Source organism: Lactococcus sp. DD01 (assembly GCF_001578715.1).
Classification (GTDB): Bacteria; Bacillota; Bacilli; order Lactobacillales; family Streptococcaceae; genus Lactococcus; species Lactococcus petauri.
On the sequence record NZ_KQ968939.1, the window covers coordinates 1098547 to 1119649 of the forward strand.

At 38.1% G+C, this 21103-nt stretch carries 22 protein-coding genes; all 22 read right to left on the reverse strand.

Annotated elements, in window-relative coordinates; genetic code table 11:
- Window positions 1–7: 7 nt before the first annotated feature.
- Window positions 8–412 (reverse strand): hypothetical protein, encoded by a 405-nt coding sequence (locus LACDD01_RS05340; protein WP_061413578.1) that lies wholly within the window; start codon window positions 410–412, stop codon window positions 8–10.
- 31 nt (window positions 413–443) lie between these two features.
- Window positions 444–1229, reverse strand: a complete 786-nt coding sequence (locus LACDD01_RS05345) for a M15 family metallopeptidase (protein WP_061413580.1) — start codon at window positions 1227–1229, stop codon at window positions 444–446.
- Window positions 1213–1917, reverse strand: coding sequence for a histidine phosphatase family protein (locus LACDD01_RS05350; RefSeq protein ID WP_019292087.1), 705 nt, complete (start codon window positions 1915–1917; stop codon window positions 1213–1215). Before LACDD01_RS05350 ends, LACDD01_RS05345 begins: the two co-directional genes overlap by 17 nt.
- A 113-nt stretch (window positions 1918–2030) precedes the next feature.
- A complete protein-coding gene (locus tag LACDD01_RS05355; protein WP_061413582.1) occupies window positions 2031–2948 on the reverse strand; it encodes a lactate/malate family dehydrogenase in 918 nt (305 codons plus the stop codon).
- Between the two features lie 88 nt (window positions 2949–3036).
- On the reverse strand, window positions 3037–3864 hold the full coding sequence (locus LACDD01_RS05360; protein WP_061413584.1) for a hypothetical protein: 828 nt from the start codon (window positions 3862–3864) through the stop codon (window positions 3037–3039).
- 31 nt (window positions 3865–3895) lie between these two features.
- On the reverse strand, window positions 3896–4567 hold the full coding sequence (locus LACDD01_RS05365; RefSeq protein WP_061413586.1) for a hypothetical protein: 672 nt from the start codon (window positions 4565–4567) through the stop codon (window positions 3896–3898).
- A 178-nt stretch (window positions 4568–4745) separates the two neighbouring features.
- Complete coding sequence (locus LACDD01_RS05370; RefSeq protein WP_019292091.1) at window positions 4746–5171, reverse strand: F0F1 ATP synthase subunit epsilon; 426 nt, start codon at window positions 5169–5171, stop codon at window positions 4746–4748.
- Between the two features lie 17 nt (window positions 5172–5188).
- The gene (gene atpD / locus LACDD01_RS05375) at window positions 5189–6598 is read right to left on the reverse strand and encodes a F0F1 ATP synthase subunit beta (protein ID WP_004259151.1); all 1410 of its coding nucleotides are present in this window, start codon (window positions 6596–6598) and stop codon (window positions 5189–5191) included.
- A gap of 59 nt (window positions 6599–6657) precedes the next feature.
- A complete protein-coding gene (locus LACDD01_RS05380) occupies window positions 6658–7539 on the reverse strand; it encodes a F0F1 ATP synthase subunit gamma (RefSeq protein WP_061413587.1) in 882 nt (293 codons plus the stop codon).
- An 11-nt stretch (window positions 7540–7550) separates the two neighbouring features.
- Window positions 7551–9059: a F0F1 ATP synthase subunit alpha gene (gene atpA / locus LACDD01_RS05385; protein WP_061413589.1), complete on the reverse strand. Its 1509-nt coding sequence runs from the start codon at window positions 9057–9059 to the stop codon at window positions 7551–7553.
- 65 nt (window positions 9060–9124) lie between these two features.
- A complete protein-coding gene (locus tag LACDD01_RS05390; protein ID WP_019292093.1) occupies window positions 9125–9652 on the reverse strand; it encodes a F0F1 ATP synthase subunit delta in 528 nt (175 codons plus the stop codon).
- A gap of 14 nt (window positions 9653–9666) precedes the next feature.
- A complete protein-coding gene (gene atpF / locus LACDD01_RS05395; protein ID WP_004259173.1) occupies window positions 9667–10173 on the reverse strand; it encodes a F0F1 ATP synthase subunit B in 507 nt (168 codons plus the stop codon).
- A gap of 13 nt (window positions 10174–10186) precedes the next feature.
- Window positions 10187–10900 (reverse strand): F0F1 ATP synthase subunit A, encoded by a 714-nt coding sequence (atpB, locus tag LACDD01_RS05400; protein ID WP_004259176.1) that lies wholly within the window; start codon window positions 10898–10900, stop codon window positions 10187–10189.
- Between the two features lie 54 nt (window positions 10901–10954).
- Window positions 10955–11170: a F0F1 ATP synthase subunit C gene (locus tag LACDD01_RS05405; protein WP_003135074.1), complete on the reverse strand. Its 216-nt coding sequence runs from the start codon at window positions 11168–11170 to the stop codon at window positions 10955–10957.
- A 195-nt stretch (window positions 11171–11365) separates the two neighbouring features.
- Window positions 11366–12142, reverse strand: coding sequence for an alpha/beta hydrolase (locus LACDD01_RS05410; RefSeq protein ID WP_061414146.1), 777 nt, complete (start codon window positions 12140–12142; stop codon window positions 11366–11368).
- 154 nt (window positions 12143–12296) lie between these two features.
- Window positions 12297–14507, reverse strand: a complete 2211-nt coding sequence (locus LACDD01_RS05415) for a DNA internalization-related competence protein ComEC/Rec2 (RefSeq protein ID WP_061413591.1) — start codon at window positions 14505–14507, stop codon at window positions 12297–12299.
- 19 nt (window positions 14508–14526) lie between these two features.
- Window positions 14527–15171, reverse strand: coding sequence for a helix-hairpin-helix domain-containing protein (locus tag LACDD01_RS05420; RefSeq protein ID WP_061413593.1), 645 nt, complete (start codon window positions 15169–15171; stop codon window positions 14527–14529).
- Between the two features lie 57 nt (window positions 15172–15228).
- A complete protein-coding gene (locus tag LACDD01_RS05425; RefSeq protein ID WP_061413595.1) occupies window positions 15229–16404 on the reverse strand; it encodes an SLC13 family permease in 1176 nt (391 codons plus the stop codon).
- Between the two features lie 164 nt (window positions 16405–16568).
- The gene (locus LACDD01_RS05430; RefSeq protein ID WP_061413597.1) at window positions 16569–18125 is read right to left on the reverse strand and encodes an ABC-F family ATP-binding cassette domain-containing protein; all 1557 of its coding nucleotides are present in this window, start codon (window positions 18123–18125) and stop codon (window positions 16569–16571) included.
- Between the two features lie 146 nt (window positions 18126–18271).
- Entirely contained in the window at window positions 18272–18916 is a 645-nt protein-coding gene (locus tag LACDD01_RS05435; RefSeq protein WP_019292099.1) for a CPBP family intramembrane glutamic endopeptidase, read from the reverse strand.
- A 295-nt stretch (window positions 18917–19211) separates the two neighbouring features.
- Window positions 19212–20609: a Fe-S cluster assembly protein SufB gene (sufB, locus tag LACDD01_RS05440; RefSeq protein ID WP_004259194.1), complete on the reverse strand. Its 1398-nt coding sequence runs from the start codon at window positions 20607–20609 to the stop codon at window positions 19212–19214.
- Between the two features lie 24 nt (window positions 20610–20633).
- Window positions 20634–21089, reverse strand: coding sequence for a Fe-S cluster assembly sulfur transfer protein SufU (sufU, locus tag LACDD01_RS05445; RefSeq protein ID WP_019292403.1), 456 nt, complete (start codon window positions 21087–21089; stop codon window positions 20634–20636).
- Window positions 21090–21103: the final 14 nt, after the last annotated feature.

Genomic DNA, 21103 nt, shown 5'->3' on the forward strand with positions numbered 1-21103 from the left:
GGTTTTTTTAAATAAATCCTACTTCTTTAGCAATGAAACGGATGCTAAAGAGACTAACAAGCATGACAGCTAGTGGAAATAATAGCGCTAGATTTTGCTGATGCATGAGATATTGATAGCCCCAATCAACAATTACCAGCACAGCCGCTATCTCTAAAATCCATAGTCCCACACTGAAAAAGCGGAGTATGAGTAAGATGAGAAGGAAGACCAAGAGTATTTCTATTATATTTTGCCATTGGGCTACTGGAGCCAGAGTTTTATTGATAAATCCCGTTATTGTGCGGCTTGTATTTTGAAAAACCGTCGTAAAGGTATTGGGTGATGCTAAAAGCCGTTGTGCAATAATCATTAAAGTATAGAGAAATAAGGCAATATTAGCATATAAAATCAAGTAGGCTTTATTCAACATTGTTGTGTGACTCCTTTTAACGCCCTTTATTTTACTGGGGCAATAACTTCAAATATTCTTCAAGTGTAAGGTTGTGTTTTGTCATATATTTGGCATTATCCACACCTACATAACGAAAATGCCAATCCTCATAATCCACACCAGTGGATGCTTTCCCACCTTCCGGGAAACGTAGTACAAAACCGTACTCAGGCGCAATTTTCTTCACTTGTGCGACTACATCTTCAGGGCTTTGGTTCAAAGCATCTACTGTCGACATATCAACAGCTAAGCCTGTTTGATGCTCTGAGCTACCTGCAGGCTGTGAATAAGTCTTAACATTAGTTTCAGCTTGCTCACGAGATATAGGTTGCCCTATGTTATTGACTGATCCTGCAGCACCAACCATTTCATTTTCCACATAAGTATTGAAGAGTTGTTCTTGATAAGCCACTGAGCGATATGCCGAAATCAAGTGTTCTGAGGGATCAATAGCTTGCGCTGCTGCTAAAAATTTAACAAGAGCATCTGCGATACGTTGATCAACCTGCACAGTGCCAACAGTTGTAAGCTCTGGGGAGAGTTCCTCTTTTGGATTTTCCCTGTTTACCAGAACAAGATTCCAGTCAGAACGATGAGCTTCCGGTAAATCAGTTGCCTTACTTTCAGCTGGCGAACTTGAAGATGAAGTTTGTCTTGGTTCAGCCGTTTTTTTCGTGACTTGTGTCTTGAGTTTACTTACAGCAAATACACATAGTCCAATGAAGACCAAGAGAATAATGAAACTTCCGATTACTCTACTTTTTTTGAGTTTTCTTTTTTTAGTTCTTCTTTGCATTTTTTATGATTTCTGCTCCAAGTTTGCGATACTCCATCGATCCGATATCTCCTACTTCAAATTTTCCATTTTCAAAAGTCAGATGTGTCACGGAACCATTATCCAAATTATGCGGACGTTCTTTATCTGGACGAAGCATTTTGATATAGCTTGCAATCGTCATCCCATGACTAACTATGACGATATTTTTCGCTCCCGCTGCTTCTGCTTCAGTTGCCATATCAGAAAAGCCATTCATAATACGTCCAGAGAGTTCTTCCCAAGTTTCCGCCCATCCTGCAGTATCAACTTCATAAATAGCACGCGCCAGTTCTTCATCTGAAGGGAACTTTCCTGTCTCTTGCATACCTTTTTCAGCAAAGATAATAGGAAGAACCCCATCAAAGAGTTCGCCATCATATCCCCCATCAAAAGAACCAAAACACCATTCACGAATACGCTTGTCCATCTTATAAGGAATATCTTTATTCTCGGAGTATTCCAAGATAAAGCCCATCGTTTGTATTGTTCTGCCAGAGTCAGAAGAATAAGCTCGATCAAACTTCAACCCTTTAGCTTTGAAGCCTAGCCCTAGCTCCATAGCACCACGTTCACCTTCAGCAGTGAGCGGTGTGTCCGACCAACCTTGGGCTCTGCCGATTGTATTAAACATTGTTTTTCCGTGTCTTACCAAATAAACCTCAACCATGAACTCACCTTATCTTCTATTATATATATCTTTAATTATACTTTATTTCAAAGCAATTGAACAGAGAAAAAAACCTCTTCTTATATAAGAGATTTTCCATTTATAGGCTATTTTTAGCTAAATTTTTTGATTTTTTCTTGAATCTCACGTGCTGAGTCTTTCAATTTATCCGCTTCTTCTTTGCTGATACTTTCGATAAATCCAGGATAAGCTTGTGCACCATCGCGTCCAACAAGTGCTGGTGTTGACAAATACGCATCAAGTTCAGCATCGTAATGCGAGCAGACCACAGCTGCTTTGGCATCAGATAAAATGAGATTCATTAGACTCACTGAAGCTGCAGCAATAGCAAAGTTCGTATAGCCTTTTCCTTCATATACGACAAAACCGCCATGGCGTGCTGAATCTTCGATTTTTTCAAGGTCAAAATTGTTTGTCACTGCTGTTTTTTCAAATGGTACACCACCAATATTTACTGTTGACCACGCTGCAAATTGTGAATCACCATGTTCACCAAGCATATAACCGCTCACACTTCTCGCATCTACACCTGCTTCTTCAGCAATATAACGGTGCAAACGAGCCGAATCTAAATATGTTCCTGTTCCAAAAACTTGGTTTTTGGGAAGGTTAAGAGCTTGTGAATAAAGCTGTGCAATCACATCATTAGGGTTGGTTACGATTAAGAAAACACCATTAAAGCCTGAAGCATTAATTTCATCTGCCACTGCTTTGACCATGGGTGTATTAATTTTCAACTCTTGGAAACGATCTTGGGCATCAAGAGCTTTGATATGGCCCAAAGCAGAAATAACGACTTCTGCATCAGAAAGATCTGGATAATCACCGACAGTAATCTTCGTATGACTATTGAGTAGGCTAGCTGCATCTAGCATGTCAAAAGCTTCAGCTTTAGATTTTGCAGTATTTTTATCAATAAGGACTAATTCATCAACATAGCCTGCTTGAACAATCATTTGAGCAATCATTGCTCCGACATTCCCTAACCCAATTATACCTACTTTACGCATCTGAATCTCCTTTAAATTTTAGAGGATTTCTCCTCATTGTTTGTTTCATTGTATCAAAAAAAATCCCTTTTTTCAGAGATTTTTTCTTTTATTTACCAAAGAATTGTTTTAGCCAACTGGCTTTCTTGAGGATTCCGAGAAGGAGTACAGAGGTTCCTATTCCTGTAACTACTCCTCCTGTCCCGGCTGCATGCACAGCTATGGCATGTTTACGCGTTGCAGCATCCTTGTCCACATCATCACGTGAATTGGAATTGACAGAGGTATGTTGTGACATCAGTGGGATATTTGCTTCCCCCCAGGTATAAGGAAGTTCTCCTTTGGTAGAAACTTGAGTAGTTGTCTCCTTATTTTCTATTTCTTGTGGCTCTCTAGTTTCTGCTGGGGTAACTTCTGTTGTACTCTTTTTATCTTGATTATATGCTTCCAGATTTTTAAGGGGTTGATTTTTTTCTGTATACGACTCTGGTTTCTGTACCTCTCCTTTTTCTGGTCTTGTGAGTGAAATTGAAGGTAAACTATTATCCGGCTGCTCTGGTACAATTGGAGGTGCTGTAGGTGTGATCGGCACAGGTTCGCCTACCGGTACCAAAGGAAGAGTATTATCCGGAATTATGGGGACTGTTGGTGTGATAGGAACAGGTTCACCTATAGTTACTGGCGGAAGTGTAATGTCTGGTGTTTCTGGCACGATTGGAGGCATTGTCGGCGTAATAGGCTGAGGGTTTTCAGGTGTTGTCAATCCGCCGCCTGTATTTGCTTCCTCGGTTATCGGATCCTCAGCACTTTTGTCCTGCAGTTCTTCAGCTTGGACACGTGAAACTGATGCAGAATAAGCTTGGCTCGGGTTCAGAATGATTGTTTGCCCTAATACTATGGTGGTTGCTAAAATTATACAATATCTTTTCTTTCTCATTCGCTTTTTGCCTCCTTTCTCATTATTTCTACTATACACCTTGTTTGAACGTATGCTGGATTGCTATCGCTTCTTGCGCTCGACGGATACTTGGCTCAGCCAGTAAACTTTGCTCAACACGAGAATTTTTTATTTCTAGCTCTAATAGTTCAACTGCTTCATGCAAAGTTTGAACATCTTCTACACTTAAGACCTCAATAATATAGTTCAAGCTCTTGACATTCAGATACTTTTCAGGAAGTTCAGTACTTGTTAAAGTCTCAGATCCCAACGTTTCCTCTAGACTATCAATCAGACATTGACTTTTTTGATTGTATTTAGGAAAAAGTTGCTTAACAAGAGCTTTTCGACCAATGGGAAGTGTATTACTTCCAAATATCTTTTTGAAAATATCATTTAGAAAAATTCCCAGAGCCCATAAGGCAAAGCTCAACATAAACGTGATTAAGAAGGTTTCTAAAGCGGAACGATCCAGTTGCCCATGACCATGTATAAAAGAAAAATCGTTTATAATATAAAAAGCTAAGATAAGGACAGGAAAGCTGAACGCAAGTAAAGCCGAGCGGTAATTAATTTTGTACTGAATTTCTTGACGAAATTCGATCTTTATAACTTCAAGTTGATGGAGTTTGTCTTCTATTGTTTCGACTATTTCCATCAGTTCTTGGCAATGATCCAATGCCACACTTTCCTCCTTTCCCATAATTCCCTCTCTCTTCTCAACACTACATTTCTAAATTGTTCCAAAAGTCCATCATCCGTAACTATTTATTCATCAAACAGTAAAAAAGACTTATTGTTTACATTTTAATTTGCTGTTTTTTGTTACATTTATATTAAATAACAAAAAAAACATCCTTAGGATGTTTTTTATTCTTTTATTAATTGTGTTTCGATACATTCAATCGGTTAATCGCGCGATGAAGTGCAACTTCGGCACGTTTAGCTTCATCAGTCTTATGTGCCGCTTTAGCTTCTTCAAGCTCTTTTTCAGCACGAAGTTTTGCACGTTCGGCACGTGGAACATCGATATCACGATTACGCTCAGCAGAGTCTGCGATCACTGTAATCATACTATCCTTCACTTCAATAATACCGCCATTAACAGCAATATAATCAACGTGCTTCACATCATCAGGACGGCGCACCTTAAGTTCACTGATTTGTAAACCAGCGATTGTGGAAATCATGTTGGGTAAAATCCCCATATCTCCACCAATCGTATGCGCAAGAATGTAGGTTGCATGGTGATCATAAACGACACCCGCAGGAGTGATGACTTGAATAGCCATGACATTTTCACTCATTTCAGCAACCTCCTATCTTAATAACCCATTTTTTTAGCTTTTTCAAGAACGTCTTCGATTGGACCTACACCACGGAAAGCATCTTCTGGGATTGAATCGTATTTACCGTCAAGAATCGCTTTGAAATCTTCAACAGTTTTTTCAATTGGTACATATGACCCTGGTACACCAGTAAATGTTTCGGCAACGTTAAAGTTTTGTGAGAGGAAGAATTGGATACGACGTGCACGGTTAACCAACACTTTTTCATCATCAGACAATTCATCCATACCAAGAATAGCAATGATATCTTGTAATTCTTTATAACGTTGGAGCACACGTTGTACTTCCATAGCTACTGCATAGTGTTCTTCACCAACAATTTCAGGTGTAAGCGCACGTGATGAAGAAGCCAATGGATCAACGGCTGGGTAGATACCCATTTGTGTCAAACGACGTTCCAAGTTTGTTGTTGCATCCAAGTGAGCGAAGGCTGTTGCTGGCGCAGGGTCAGTATAGTCATCGGCTGGGACATAAATCGCTTGGATAGAAGTTACAGAACCTTGTTTTGTTGAAGTGATACGTTCTTGAAGTTGACCCATTTCGGTTGCAAGCGTAGGTTGGTAACCAACGGCTGATGGCATACGTCCTAAGAGGGCAGATACTTCTGAACCGGCTTGGGTGAAACGGAAGATATTATCAATGAAAAGCAAAACGTCTTGTTTTTCTACATCACGGAAATATTCAGCAATTGTCAAACCAGTAAGAGCAACACGCATACGTGCTCCAGGTGGCTCATTCATTTGACCGAAGACCATGGCTGTTTTTTCAATAACGCCTGATTCTTTCATTTCCCAGTAAAGGTCATTCCCTTCACGAGTACGTTCCCCAACACCAGTAAATACGGAAATACCACCGTGTTCTTGGGCAATATTGTGAATCAATTCTTGGATAAGAACGGTTTTACCAACTCCGGCACCCCCGAACAAGCCAATCTTACCACCTTTAAGGTATGGGGCAAGTAAGTCAATAACTTTAATCCCTGTAACAAGAATTTCATTTGCTGTGGAAAGTTCATCAAAAGATGGCGCTTTTTTATGGATAGGGCTGCGTTCTGCATTTTCAGCAAACGCTTCGCCACCATCGATAGCATCTCCAAGTACATTGAAGACACGTCCAAGTGTTTCTTGACCGACAGGTACGCTGATTGCTTTACCTGTATCGAGAACTTCAAGTCCACGTGTTAAGCCATCAGTTGATTCCATAGCGATGGTACGTACGGCACCATCACCAAGTTCCAACGCCACTTCAAGGACGATTTTAGTTTTAACGCCGTCTACATCTTTATAAACGATGAGTGCGTTATTAATCTCAGGAAGAGTCGCGCCTGACGCAAATTCAACGTCGACAACGGGACCAATGACCTGAGTAATTTTACCAGAACTCAATATTTTTCCTCCTAGTTTATTTTTCTGTCTTTAATTCTTTAAGAAAGGTTACCACGTGCTTAAAGCGCTGAGGCTCCTGCAACAATTTCCGTAATTTCTTGTGTAATTGCTGCTTGACGCGCGCGGTTATATTGTATTGTCAGATCGTTAATCACTGTTTTAGCATTATCTGTAGCTGTACGCATTGCGGACATACCAGCAGCATGTTCAGCTGTTTTAGCATCAACAATCGCACCATAGATCATGCTTTCAGCATATTGAGGTAAAAGTTGATCTAAAATAGCTTCGCGGCTTGGTTCCAGTTCGAAACTCACCAATGATACTGGTGCTTCATCTTCTGGTTCCTCTGATTCATCAAATGTAATCGGAAGCATTTTTTGCATGCGTGCTTCACTTGTCAATGAATTGATATGGTGATTGTAGCAAACATAGAGTTGATCAAACTCTTCATTTTGATAGCGAGATACAGCTTGACGTACAATTTCACGAACTTCTTCAAAACTTGGTTGGTCAGTCAAACCACGTAATTCGTAAGATAATTCTACGTTACGAGAGCGGAAAAAATCAGCTCCTGTTCCACCTAAAGCAAGAATACAATATTCTTCTGGTCCCTGGTGTTTTTCACGTAATTTATTCATGACTGACTTCAAGATATTAGAGTTGTAACCTCCTACGAGGCCACGATCTGAAGTGATAACTAAATATCCTGTTTTCTTAACGGGACGTTTAGTCATCATCGGATTTTTAGAAGGGCCACGATCTGCAGCAACCAAGTCGGTTGTCACTTGACGCACCTTATCTGCATAAACCTGATAAGTTTTCGCAATCTTTTCTGATTTTTGCAATTTCGCTGCAGATACCATTTGCATGGCACCAGTGATATGACTTGTTTTTTCGGTTGAAGCAATTTTTGATTTAATTTCGCTAAGTGAAGCGCCCATAATGAACCTCCTTATTTAACGTAATTTGTAGTTTTCTTGAAGGCTTTGATTGCATCGTCAAGTTTTGCTTCATCTGGCAAATCTTTAGTATCTGTAATGACTTGTAAAAGTTCAGCATAGTTGACATCGAAGAAATCAAACATTTTTTCTTCAAAATCGAGAATATCTTCTACGGGAACATCATCAAGATGGCCATGTGTCAATGCATAAAGAATAAGAACTTGTTTTTCAACAGCCAATGGTTTGTGTAACGGCTGTTTCAAGACTTCAACTGTACGACGCCCACGGTTCAATTTAGCTTGTGTTGCTTCATCAAGGTCAGAACCGAACTGTGTAAATGCTTCAAGTTCACGGAATGATGCCAAGTCCAAACGGAGTGTTCCGGCAACTTTTTTCATTGCCTTGATTTGAGCGGCACCACCAACACGTGATACAGAAGATCCGGCATCGATGGCTGGACGAATACCTGAATAGAAAAGGTCGTTTTCGAGGAAGATTTGTCCATCTGTGATTGAGATAACGTTTGTAGCGATGTAGGCAGAGATATCTCCGGCTTGTGTCTCAATGAAAGGCAAAGCTGTCATTGACCCACCACCTAAGTCATCACTCAATTGTGCCGCACGTTCCAAAAGACGTGAGTGGAGGTAGAATACATCCCCTGGGTAAGCTTCACGACCTGGTGGACGACGGAGCAAGAGTGAAAGTTCACGGTAAGCCACGGCTTGTTTAGATAAATCATCATAAACAACCAGAACGTGTTTACCATTGTACATGAATTCCTCACCCATAGCTGCACCCGCATAAGGTGCGATATAAAGTAATGGTGAAGGTTGTGAAGCTGAAGCTGTTACAACGATTGTATAATCCATCGCTCCAAGTTTACGGAGTGCTTCAACTTGTGTACGAACTGTCGATTCTTTTTGACCAATGGTAACGTAAATACAGATAATGTCTTTACCTTTTTGGTTAAGAATTGCATCGATAGCTACAGATGTTTTACCTGTTTGACGGTCACCGATAATCAACTCACGTTGACCACGACCGATTGGTACAAGTGCATCAATAGCTTTAAGTCCAGTTTGGAGTGGTTCTGAAACAGATTTACGTTGCATAACACCTGAAGCTGGAGCCTCAACAGGACGAGTTTTACCTGTATTGATATCGCCTAAGCCATCAACGGGTTGTCCAAGTGCATTTACAACACGGCCGATGAGTTCTTCACCGACTTGAATTTCCATGATTTTACCTGTACGTTTTACTGTATCTCCTTCGCGGATGCTAAGGAAATCACCAAGTACGATAATACCAACGTCTGTACTGTCTAAGTTTTGCGCCATACCATATACGCCGTTGTCAAACTCGACAAGCTCACCGCTCATCGCATTTTCAAGGCCGTAAGCACGGGCGATACCGTCACCAACATAAGTGACGACACCAGTTTCAGCAACTTCAAAATCTGGTGTAAAATTTTCAATTTGTTGTTTAATCAGTGAGCTGATTTCATTCGCTTTGATTGCCAAATGTATTTTGCTCCTTTCTGAGTTTTCATGTTAAATGGCTGAGAATTTTTTCTCAAAGGAGATTCTTAGAGAATCTCTTTGGCAATTTTTGCCAATTGTGATTTGACAGAAGCATCAATGATTTTTCCACGTGAATTTACAATAAATCCACCGACAATCTTTTCATCTACTGTGTTCACGATTGTTACTTCGTTCAAATCAAATTTCGATTTAGCGAGAGCAACAAATTTTTCGATTTGTGTTTCGGTTAATTTCACGCTTGAAATGACCTCTACATCAGCAATTCTAAACATATCATCTGCTGTATTTTTAATTTCAGCAAGAATTTCTGCTAAATCAGCTAATCGTCCGTTTGCACGAACAGTATCAAGGAAATTTTTCATCAAAGGTGATGAATTTTCTTTGATACTGTCAATAACTTCTGATTTTGCTGCTGTAGAATATACTTCCGTTCCGAAGAAAGAAGCAAGATCATCTTCTTTAAAAAGTTGTGTCAGTTCGTTAACCTCAGAAAGAATAACTTCTAATTGAGATTGTTCCTCTGCAACTTCAAGCAAGGCTTTACTGTATTTTTGAGAATTGACTGTTGTCATTTTCAACCAACCCCCTATTCGCCAAGCTTAGCAATATAGCTGTCAATAAGTTCTGATTGTGCTTGTGAATCCAAAGATTGACCGATGAGTTTTTCAGCAATTTGTACTGAAATATCAGCAACATCCCCTTTAACTGAACTGAGCGCTTCTTTGCGTTCTTGTTCAATATCTTCTTGGGCACGTTTTTTCACATTTGCAGCTTCTTCATTGGCTGTTGCCAAGATATTTGCACGATTTTGTTTAGCTGTATCATTGGCAGTTTGGATAATGTTGGCAGCTTCTTCTTTAGAACCTGCAAGTTCATTTTCACGTTGCGCTAATAATGTTTCTGCTTCTTTTTTTGACAGTTCTGCAGTTGTAATATCGTTGTTGATTTTATTTGCACGTTCTTCAAAGATACCTGTAATAGCACCCCACGCAAATTTACGAACCAAGATCAGCAAGATGATGAATGCACCGCTGACAACGATAATATTACCAAGAACTGTATTCGGAGCAGTTTCTAATAATGTAGTAAGCATTTCTACTCCTTTCCTAGTGTTCTGCTAAAATTTTGTGGCTAATGTAAAGATTTGTCAAAAGAACAAATACATAAGCCTGAAGAGATGAAATAAAGATTGAGAATGCTATCCAAGCCATTGCTAAAATCCATGTCACAGGAAGAATAAACCAACCAGAATCGATCATTCCAGCAATAATCCCTAGAAGAACTTCTCCGGCAAAGATATTACCGTAAAGACGAAGTCCCATAGAAAGGGCATTTGTAAACTCTTCCATGATAGTCATCGGAAGCATTGCTTTAGGTTCTTTCCAAAAGGCATTTTTAATATAGCCTTTAAAGCCAAACTGTTTCACACCAAGAGTATTGGCGAGTACAATGACTAAGACTGCTAAAGTCAAGTCAACTGTTGAGTTTGCTGTTGGAGAGCGCCATAAGCTGATGTCACCCGGTGCAGTAATTTTAGTAACTAGCCCAATAATATTCGAAATCAAAAGGAAAGAAAAGAGTGTAAAACTCATGAGGGCATACTTTGGTGACTCTTTAGCACCTAGATTTTCACGTCCGATGCCGTTAATAAAGTCAACTACCCACTCAAGGACGTTTTGCTTACCTGTAGGCTTCAGTTGCATATTGCGACTTGCCCAATAAATCAGACCAAAGACAATTAAAACGGTCAAAGCTGTCATATATAGAATGACACCGTCAAAAGTTACTGGTCCAACATTAAAAGTCCATGTTGATTCCATAGCTAGTCTTCCTTTCTAAATAATTGTTGAGTATAAAAGTTAAATCAACGATTTTTAGAACAAGAAAGCCATAGCTAAGGCGATGAAGAATGTACCTTCGGCAAAGGCAACACCAAGGAACATACTTCCGCGGAGTTTGCCTTCCATTTCTGGTTGGCGTGCAACAGCATTAATAAATGCTGAAACAATAAGTCCATCACCGATAGCGGCACCAAGTGCACTAATACCAATAGCTACTGCTTTAAGAGCTTCAATTGAGATTGTTGTCATTTAATGACCTCTTTCTATGTGCGATTTTTCGCAAATTTTTATTACTATGAAATTATAGTCCTATTCAATCCGTTTGTCAAAACTTAACCTAAGATTATCAAACATTTTTCTATAAATCGTTCGGCCTTTTTCGAGCAAACGTTTTCTTTAGGATTTATTTAAGTTTCAAGGTTTTATATTTTAATTTTAAGCTGTTTAACTTAGACGTTCTTCTTCCTTATAATCAATAGGAAGCCATTTTAAAACGGTCTCGATTTGTTTAGTCCAATAGTACCATTCATGTGTACCCGCCGATTTTTCATAACGAAGGTCAAAACCTTTTTCCTCAAGAAGTTGAGCCGCTCTATTATTTCCAGAGATAAGATAATCTTGTTCCCCACACCAACTGTAAAGCTTGGGCTTTTCACCTGCGTGGTGTTCTGCAAGATAGAGAATACTGTTTTCACTATCATTAAAGTGATCAAGGTCGCCAAAAATTCCGGTCCAATAAGCTTCATTCTCAGCGCTTTGTTCTTTTAGGTCAGTCATATCTAACGCTCCAGACAAGCTTGCAGCATAGCTGAAGTTTTCTGTTGCCAAAGCCAGCTTGAATGCGCCATAACCTCCCATAGACAAACCTGCGATAAAATTCTTTTCTCTCTTGCTGCTCAAGTTAGGAAAGAAATTATGTACCACCTGTGGCAATTCCTTTGCAATTGCATCAAAATATCTCATACCATAATTAGTATTAGTATAGAAGCCCAAATCAGTTGAAGGCATGACAATGGCAAGTTGAGAATGACGAATCAAACGATCAATCCCCGTTCTTATAAGCCATGAATCTTCATTTCCAGACATCCCATGCAATAGATAAAGCACTGGAATATCTTTTCCATCTTTTACACCTGTTTTACTAGCTTCTGGATAAATCACATTAAACTTACGATTCATCCCCAGTACTTCGGAGTAATATTCAATATTTATAATAGCCATTTTTCCTCCCATCCCGTTTACTTTTATGATTCAAGTAAACGTTTCCTACTATTATAACATAAGAATTATTACATATCGCCTTATTCTCATTGCTATTCAATCAAAAAGCAACGCTGTTTTGTCATATAGTATGTAACATTTTTTGTACCCGAACTTACTTTACTGTTTGAATTTGCCAAGTGCCTTTTTTATAAAGGAGACGGATTGCTCCTTGCTGGTCTGTCCGATAAATTTTTATTCCTCGTACAGTTAATTGGTGAAGCGTTTCTTGACTCGGATGTTTATATCGATTATTCTTTCCAGCAGAAATAAGAGCAACCTTAGGCTTAATCGCTTCTAAAAAACCTTCCTTTGTAGAAGTCTTACTGCCATGATATCCAACTTTTAGGATATCAACTTCTAAATGTGGATATTCTTTCTGGAGTTTAACCTCTCCCTCTTCTTCCAAGTCCCCTGTAAAAAGAAATTTCTTCCCATAAAATTCACCAAACGTCACTAAAGAATTATCATTATCGCTTTTACCTTCACCTCCTGTCGTTAAAAACCGAAGATTGCTGTTGAATATAGGGATCTTATCTCCCTCTTGCACAATGTGAATCTGACTTTTTAAGCTGCTCAGTTTTTTAACAAAACTTTTCTTCTCTAACGCACTAGCTGAGACATAAAATTTTTTTATTGGTACTTTCTGAGCTACACTCTCCAAGTCTCCAATATGATCCTCATCTGGATGTGTCACAATCAGAACATCTACTTTGCTCACTCCACGCGCTCTCAGATAAGGTAGAAGTGTACTTTCAGCATTGCTCTTATAGCTTCCCTCCCTCCACTGCTCATCACCTCTTATTTTTAATCTACCGCCAGTATCTATTAGGATATTTTGTCTGTTCCACCTGTCTTGCAAGAGAATGCTGTCTCCTTGGCCCACATCTACCATTGTAATGCTTGGGTGTTTAGGATTCTTAACAAGGAAAAAAAGAAAGAAAAGAACAATTATTACAACTAAGTTCCAGTTTCTTTTTCTATAAAAATCGAATGCAAGTCCACTTAGCATAAAAAGCAAAAGTAAAAAAATAAGGTTTGGTTTGCCAAATACAATCGGTTTATCAAATAAACTGCCAACCAGTCTTACTATTGATTCTAAAATAATAAAAAAAGGATTAAGTAATGTAAGATCAATGCCGAATAAAGAAAGGAGAAAGACAAAAAGTAAACCTGGCAAAAGTAAAAAATCAAAAATCAGACTAAATAATAAAGTCAATATAATCGATAATGGTTGGAAAGAATGGAAGTGAAAAATCAAAAGCGGAAGTACACCAACAGCTAAAACAGTAGAATCAAGTAATGCTTTTTTTAATCCTTTTAGTTCATTGAATTTTTGTGAAAAAAATGTGATTAAGAAAGAATAGAGCATCGTCAGTTGTCCACCTGTTGTCAGTAGGAAATATGGACTGAATATCATTAAAAGAAGAAAAGTGATAGAAAATCTATCGCTTGAATTTTTAATAGGTATATTTTTTTGAAGAAGCGCACGTAAGATTGAGAGAGATAAGCCAGTAAGAAAAGCATAAAATATCGAAAAGGGAATTTGGATAAAATAGACCAACTTTCTTGATAAACCTAGCCTTAATAAAATATTTCGAAGAAGTTCAATAAAAAAATTCACCTGCATCCCTGATAGGGCAAATAAATGGATAATACCGAGGCTAGTATAAAGTTCCCCCATTTCTTCAAAGTCTTTATCCAACCAACCAAAAAGAAGCCCTGTCATATAGGACGACATGGGAGATGGAAAATGTTCTTGCGTCCAAAGGATGGCTTTTCGGCGTACCAGCCGTAAATCAAAGTCATGTTTTTCTTCAAATCCCTGAATTTTTTCTATTTTAAGAAGTCGGTAAATACCTTGCGTTCTTAAATACTTTCTGTAATCAAAACCTGAAAAGTTTCTTTGCTCTTCTGGTATCTCTAAAGTGCCTTCAATGTAAAAAATCCCCTTTATCCTAAGATTTTTAAAGTATTCTTTTTCTTTTTCCGAAGTCAATGTGTAAAAAGCTTGAAAATCTCTTCCGTTCACTTCTCCCCTGAAACTGAGCCTGTTTCCATTCACTTGAAGAGTATCCATATAAGGGGTAATCTTCGAAATTTTTTCTGGTTGTTGTATTTCTTGTACTTCTGTCTCTTTTTTTACCATGAGTAAGAAGAAACTAAAGCACAGTAAGAGAGCTAACAAACTATAGTATTGACGATAAAAAGCGATGAAGAGACTAAACAAACTAAGAATAAGTAAAGGCCATGAAAAACTGAAAATAAGAAAATAAACAAAAACTAAGAGATAGACTAAATAGATAAGCGTAAATTTTTGTTTCATCTAACTGACGTAGCCTTTCTTAATCTACAGTGATTGCTTCTTTTAACTTTTCTAATGTTTTAGGACCAAAGCCACTTACCTTGGTCAATTCTTCCACTGACTCAAAAGAACCATTTTCAGAACGATAATCCAGAATATCTTGCGCTTTTTTTGCTCCTACACCACTAAGCTGCTGCAATTCAGTTAAATCAGCTGTATTAATATTAATTTTAGTTTTTTCAGCTGTTTTACTGGTATTATCTTTGGTTTCTAACAAGTGATTTGTATCTGTTTCTCCTCTCACTGGAACATAGACCTCTGCTTCATCTTGTAATTTTTTTGCCAGATTTATTCCCTTCCTTTCTGCTTCTTCTGTAAAGCCCCCAGCACTTGCTACTGCATCAGATACACACTTTTTGGAGGATAACTTGTAGATGCCTGGCTTTTTGACAGCGCCTTTGACATCAACGACGATTTCATTCTCATCTTCGTCTTTTTCTACTTTTTTCTTTCCTGTAGCTTCTTTTTCCTTGCTCAGCTCCGCCCACTCGGAATGCTTTTCTTCTTGCTTTGGAATATCTAAAACTTTTTTATTCCAATAAAAAGCCCCTAAAATAGTTACTGCCAAAACAATTCCAACAACGATTTTCCAATTTTCTTTTACATATTCTGATATTTTTTTCATAGTTCTAAATACGAAAAAACATGCAGTTTTTCACTACATGTTTTTATAAAAATTTTTTTAAATTCCAAAACTCACGATAATCAGACCTACAACTACTAAAACAGCAAGAAAACCAGCATTTACTAAGGCAAAGTATTTTACAAATCCTGCCGTTTCACCACGTGCTTGAACGCGAATGATTTTATAGGCAATCAACGTTGCCATTGAAGCTACCATCGTCCCTATACCACCAATATCTGCACCGATAACGACAGAAACGGCATGAGGAGTAAAAGGTGATATAAGAATTGGTGCTGCGATATTAGAGATAATCTGGCTCATAAAGACTGTGCCTAAGAAGGACATCTGTGGGCCAACAAAGGTATTGCTAATAAAGTCCGTAAGTACTTGAATATTTGCGATATTTCCTACAATCAAGAAGAAGAAAACAAAGGTAAGAAGTAAATGGTAATCAACACCCTTAAAAAGTTCGGGACGATAGAAAAGAACAATTACAGCAACAATAGCTACAGCAAGATAAAAGTTAACATAACCAAATACAGCTGCGGCCATTAAAATCATTAAAGCAATAAAGATTGAGGTTTCTAATCGATTGAACTTGTTTACTTTTGTTTCAATGACCAAGGGCTCGTTGTCAATAAATTGGCAAGCCAAGTTCAAGAGCAGAAAGCCTGCGAGCCATAGTAAGCCTGTTCCTTTAAAAAATCCTAAATTTGTCAATGACTGCCCCAAATGATGTGCTGGGTTTTGATAAAAAGAATATAAATAAAGATTGTGAGGATTACCTTGCGGTAAAAGACTTGAGCCTGTATGACAAGCAGGTACAATCATCGCGGCTCCAATGTAAACAGACTTACGATTTTTTATTTCTCGAGTAATCGTCAAGTAGAGCGGTAAAATCGTCAATATGGTGAGATCATTAGTAAAAAATACGGCAAAAAAGAAGGCCAGCATTGTGGTGAATCGTACAAGCTGACGTGTTGTTTTACTTCTTTTAACCAATGTTTGGCCCATATAGGACAAAATACCAGTAGATCGAAAACCAGCAATAACTAACATTAAACCAAAAACAGTTACAATGACTTTGTTATCAAAAAATTCAGTCTGTATTCCGCCCATACTCACTGAAATAACGGCGATAATAAACGATACAAGAAAGACCTTATCAACAATAAAAAACTGGGTCAACTTTTTGAAAGCATTGTCTGGCTTTCTTGTGATTTGCTGTTCCATGTTTTCTCCTTAAAAAACTGATTAATTGCACTCCTACAATTATACAACTTTTTTCCATGAAATTACGAAAAAGATTATAAAAAAACGGATTTTTTTTAGAAGAAAAAATACAGCAAGGATTATCGGTTCTAAAAAAGTTGCTTTAAATAAATAAAAAGTACTGTTTACAGTACTTTTGTCGTCCAAGATTCACAATTCCAAGTCTCAGTTGCAACATCTTGGTAGAATTCTGGTTCATGTGAAATTAAAAGAATTGTTCCCTTATATTCTTGTAAGGCACGTTTGAGTTCATCCTTGGCATCCACATCCAAATGATTGGTTGGTTCATCAAGGACAAGGACGTTACTTTCAGCATTCATTAATTTACACAAGCGAACTTTAGCTTTTTCACCACCACTTAAAACCGCAACTTTACTTTCAATATGTTTTTTTGTTAAGCCACAACGTGCCAACGCAGCCCGAACTTCCGCTTGGTTCATTGCCGGGAAAGTATCCCAAATCTCTTCCAAACATGTTTTCCCATTGTCACTTTTCACTTCTTGTTCAAAATAACCAATTTCTAATTTTTCACCACGTTGAACTTCTCCGTCAATGGCTTGTATTTCTCCCAAAATGCTACGCAAGAGAGTTGTTTTACCAATCCCGTTTGCCCCTGTAAAAACTATCTTCTGGCCGCGTTCAGCCCGTAAGTTGAGTGGGCGTGACAAAGGCTCTGTATATCCAATAACTAAATCTTTAGTCTCAAAAATAAGTTTACTTGAAGTTGCACCTTTTTTGAAATCAAATTGGGGTTTTGGTCGCTCTGCACTTAATTCAATCATGTCCATTTTATCTAGTTTTTTCTGACGGGACATTGCCATATTTCTTGTCGCTACACGTGCTTTATTTCGTGCAACAAAATCCTTAAGATCTGCAATTTCTGATTGCTGGCGTTTATATGCTGCCAATTCTTGTTTTTTCTTCATTTCATAGACAGACTGGAAGGCTTCGTAATTGCCAACATAACGATCTAAGGAACCATTTTCCATATGGTAAATGATGTTAATAACAGAACTTAAGAAAGGAATGTCATGCGAGATCAAGATAAAGGCATTTTCGTAATCTAAGAGATACTGCTTAAGCCATGCAATATGCTCTTCATCCAAATGGTTTGTTGGCTCATCCAACATCAGGATTTCGGGTTTTGTCAGCAAGAGTTTTGCCAAAAGAACCTTAGTACGTTGGCCACCAGACAGATCTTCAACATCTCGCTCAAAGCCGATTTCATGAAGACCAAGTCCGCGTCCGATTTCCTCCACTTTAGAGTTAATTTGATAAAAGTCACTTTGCTCTAGAATGTCTTGTAGTTCGCCGACTTCTTCCAAAAGTTGATCCATTTCTTCTGGGGTCACATCTCCCATTTTCAAATACAGATCATTAATTTCCGCTTCAATATCAAAAAGATACTGAAAGGCACTTGAAAGAACATCACGGATTGTTTGCCCTTTTTGTAAGACTGCATGTTGATCTAAGTAACCAACGCGAACTTTTTTTGACCATTCTACTTTACCTTCATCGGGTTGTAAAGCTCCTGTGATGATATTCATAAAGGTTGATTTACCTTCACCATTCGCACCGACCAGCCCGACATGTTCGCCTTTAAGAAGACGGAAAGACACATTTTCAAAAATCACGCGCTCACCAAAGCCATGCGATAAATTTTTTACATTGATAATACTCATATTACAGCTCTTTCTTTTTTACATACTGTTTAATAGTTTAACACAAAAAGTTAAAAGTAGGAAGTTGAGTATACCCTTAAGTAAAGATTATTCCTCATTTATTATTTCGTTCAGATAAGTAAAAACTGATCCAGAGAATCAGCTTACTATTTCTGTAAAAAAAGAGGTACTGTTAACATAACAATATCAAAGATAAGATGCACTATCCAAGAAGTCCAGATTGATTTTGTTTTCAGATAAGCATAGTTAAATATCAAACGGGCAGCTCCCTGCACGAGTAAGATTTGAACAATTGTTCTTAGTACATCCCCGCCAAAATAAGTTTGAAAATGAACCATACCGAAAATAAAAGCTGTCAGCAAGGTACTAATCCATGTCGGCCAAGCAAATTTTTTACGAAAAGTTTCCAGAAGAGTTATCGAAAAAAGTTCTTCTCCCATCAGCATAAAAGGTACAAAAGGTAGGAGCGCTAGATTTCCAATGGCCTCGTTGCCATGATTTCCGGCTAAGCCAAAGATTATCTGCACCAAAGCTCCACCAATAAATGACCAAATAACATTTGCAAAAAAGCAAAGAATAATTATTTTAAGATACTTACCTTCTGGCTTTCTAAACCATTCCAGTGCGGAGTTTTTAAAGATAAGAGCAGCAGCTAAAAGGCTAAATACTAACAATGTCAACTCTTGAAAAAGACCGATATGTAAATTTACAGATCCCATAAGATAAAATCCGATATAAAGAAGGCCGAAGCCAATGAGTGCTTTTATTATCTCTTTGCTTTTTACTTCCATAGTTCTACTCCTAATTTTCATAAATATTGATGGACTTATTTTATAAGATTAATTATCGTTTGTCAATATATTTTTATTGAGGTAAGATGTTTTTGTGTTGAAATTATATAACAATTCTAAAAAAACTCCTTATATAAGGAGTTTTTAGTTTGATATTGAGATTGTTTCAGACAAGATGTCTGAGAACTGATTCAATCGGGAAAAGCTTTGCTTTTTCTTTAACCGATACGAGTGATGATTTTCTTATGAAAATCTCTATCTGCTGATTCAATCGGGAAAAAGCTTTGCTTTTTCTTTAACCGATTGAACCCTCCATGCTGTAAGAAATCAATCGGTTGAGTTCTACTGCATACTCCATTGGGAGTTCTTTAGTAAAGGGTTCAATAAAGCCCATCACAATCATATCTGTGGCTTCTTTTTCTGTTAAACCACGGCTCATCAAATAGTATAACTGTTCTTCTGAGATTTTAGATACTTTGGCTTCATGTTCCAAGGCAACTTGTGAGTTATGAATCTCATTAAATGGAATTGTATCTGATTTTGAAATATCATCCATAATAATCGTGTCACATTCAATATGTGATTTAGAATGTGCAGAATTTTTGTTGAAGGTTACTTGTCCACGATAATTTACAGCTCCACCAGATTTAGAAATGGATTTAGAAATAATCGATGAGCTTGTATTTGGTGCATTATGAATCATTTTAGCACCTGTATCTTGCTCTTGATTTGCGTTAGCAAAGGCGATTGAAAGCATTGTACCACGTGCGCCAGGACCGTCTAAATAGACAGCTGGATACTTCATAGAGACACGTGAGCCTAAGTTACCATCAATCCATTCCACAGTTGCATTTGCCTCTGCTTTGGCACGTTTTGTTACCAAGTTATAGACATTGTCTGACCAGTTTTGAATGGTTGAATAACGCATATATCCACCTTCTTCACAGAAGATTTCAACAACAGCAGCATGTAAGCTGGCTGATGAATATGTTGGTGCAGTACAACCTTCCACATATTGGATAGAAGCACCCTCATCAACAATGATTAAAGTACGTTCAAACTGACCAGACTTTTCGTTATTAATACGGAAATAGGCTTGGATTGGAATTTCACATTTTACCCCTTTAGGCACATAAACGAAACTTCCTCCAGACCAAACTGCTGAATTCAAAGCAGCTAATTTATTGTCCGTTGGTGGCACGAGCTTTGCAAAGTATTTTTTGAAAAGCTCCGGATATTCTTTCAGAGCAGAATCCGTATCGGTGAAGACGATACCAAGTTTTTCAAATTCTTCCTTCATGTTGTGATAAACAACTTCTGACTCATACTGTGCTGATGCTCCTGCTAGGTAAGCACGCTCTGCTTCTGGGATACCAATTTTTTCAAAGGTTTCCTTAATTTCATCAGGAACTTCTTCCCAAGTACGGGCAGGTTTATCGGTGGGTTTTTGGTAATACACCACATCATCAAAATCAATGTCTGATAAATCAGGCCCCCATTCTGGGAGATCTAATTTTTTGAAGGCTTCGAAGGACTTGAGGCGGAAATCCAGCATCCATTCTGGTTCTTCTTTTGCGGCCGACATTGTACGTATCACATCTTCTGTCAGACCTGTTCCTGTAGACATGACTAATTCAGCATTATCATGAAAACCAAATTTATATTCTTCTAATACTGGAACTTCTTCTGTCATTATTTTCCTCTCTTTATTTGCATTTTAGTGAGATTCAGATACAGTCGCGGTACCATCTGTCTCAATCGCTTTTTTCAGGGCATTCCAGGCTAACGTTGAACATTTTACTCGCTGCGGAAATTTCGACACACCTGCAAGGAATTGTGCATCTCCTAAACGCTCCTGCGCTTCTTCAACGTGTCCTGTCACCATTTCTGAAAAAATCTTTGCCAATTCCAAAGCTTCTGCTTTTGTCTTGCCAATCACAGCTTCCGTCATCATTGAGGCAGATGCTGTTGAAATTGTACAACCGTGCCCGCTAAAGGCAATATCGCTAATCTTATCTTCTGTAAACGCAACAGTCAAGCGAATGACATCTCCACAGGTTGGATTATTTAAATCAACAACACAAGCCTGTTGTAATTCACCTGCATGACGTGGCGCAGAAGAGTGATCAAGAATTACTGCACGGTATAAATTATCTAATTTTGAAAGTGCCATTCTTTTTCTCCGTT

Coding starts and splice junctions, on each gene's coding strand:
- LACDD01_RS05340 (WP_061413578.1), bottom strand. CDS start 412: ATGTTGAATAAAGCCTACTTGATTTTATATGCTAATATTGCCTTATTT.
- LACDD01_RS05345 (WP_061413580.1), bottom strand. CDS start 1,229: ATGCAAAGAAGAACTAAAAAAAGAAAACTCAAAAAAAGTAGAGTAATC.
- LACDD01_RS05350 (WP_019292087.1), bottom strand. CDS start 1,917: ATGGTTGAGGTTTATTTGGTAAGACACGGAAAAACAATGTTTAATACA.
- LACDD01_RS05355 (WP_061413582.1), bottom strand. CDS start 2,948: ATGCGTAAAGTAGGTATAATTGGGTTAGGGAATGTCGGAGCAATGATT.
- LACDD01_RS05360 (WP_061413584.1), bottom strand. CDS start 3,864: ATGAGAAAGAAAAGATATTGTATAATTTTAGCAACCACCATAGTATTA.
- LACDD01_RS05365 (WP_061413586.1), bottom strand. CDS start 4,567: ATGGGAAAGGAGGAAAGTGTGGCATTGGATCATTGCCAAGAACTGATG.
- LACDD01_RS05370 (WP_019292091.1), bottom strand. CDS start 5,171: ATGAGTGAAAATGTCATGGCTATTCAAGTCATCACTCCTGCGGGTGTC.
- LACDD01_RS05380 (WP_061413587.1), bottom strand. CDS start 7,539: ATGGGCGCTTCACTTAGCGAAATTAAATCAAAAATTGCTTCAACCGAA.
- LACDD01_RS05390 (WP_019292093.1), bottom strand. CDS start 9,652: ATGACAACAGTCAATTCTCAAAAATACAGTAAAGCCTTGCTTGAAGTT.
- atpF (WP_004259173.1), bottom strand. CDS start 10,173: ATGCTTACTACATTATTAGAAACTGCTCCGAATACAGTTCTTGGTAAT.
- atpB (WP_004259176.1), bottom strand. CDS start 10,900: ATGGAATCAACATGGACTTTTAATGTTGGACCAGTAACTTTTGACGGT.
- LACDD01_RS05405 (WP_003135074.1), bottom strand. CDS start 11,170: ATGACAACAATCTCAATTGAAGCTCTTAAAGCAGTAGCTATTGGTATT.
- LACDD01_RS05410 (WP_061414146.1), bottom strand. CDS start 12,142: ATGGCTATTATAAATATTGAATATTACTCCGAAGTACTGGGGATGAAT.
- LACDD01_RS05415 (WP_061413591.1), bottom strand. CDS start 14,507: ATGAAACAAAAATTTACGCTTATCTATTTAGTCTATCTCTTAGTTTTT.
- LACDD01_RS05420 (WP_061413593.1), bottom strand. CDS start 15,171: ATGAAAAAAATATCAGAATATGTAAAAGAAAATTGGAAAATCGTTGTT.
- LACDD01_RS05425 (WP_061413595.1), bottom strand. CDS start 16,404: ATGGAACAGCAAATCACAAGAAAGCCAGACAATGCTTTCAAAAAGTTG.
- LACDD01_RS05430 (WP_061413597.1), bottom strand. CDS start 18,125: ATGAGTATTATCAATGTAAAAAATTTATCGCATGGCTTTGGTGAGCGC.
- LACDD01_RS05435 (WP_019292099.1), bottom strand. CDS start 18,916: ATGGAAGTAAAAAGCAAAGAGATAATAAAAGCACTCATTGGCTTCGGC.
- sufB (WP_004259194.1), bottom strand. CDS start 20,609: ATGACAGAAGAAGTTCCAGTATTAGAAGAATATAAATTTGGTTTTCAT.
- sufU (WP_019292403.1), bottom strand. CDS start 21,089: ATGGCACTTTCAAAATTAGATAATTTATACCGTGCAGTAATTCTTGAT.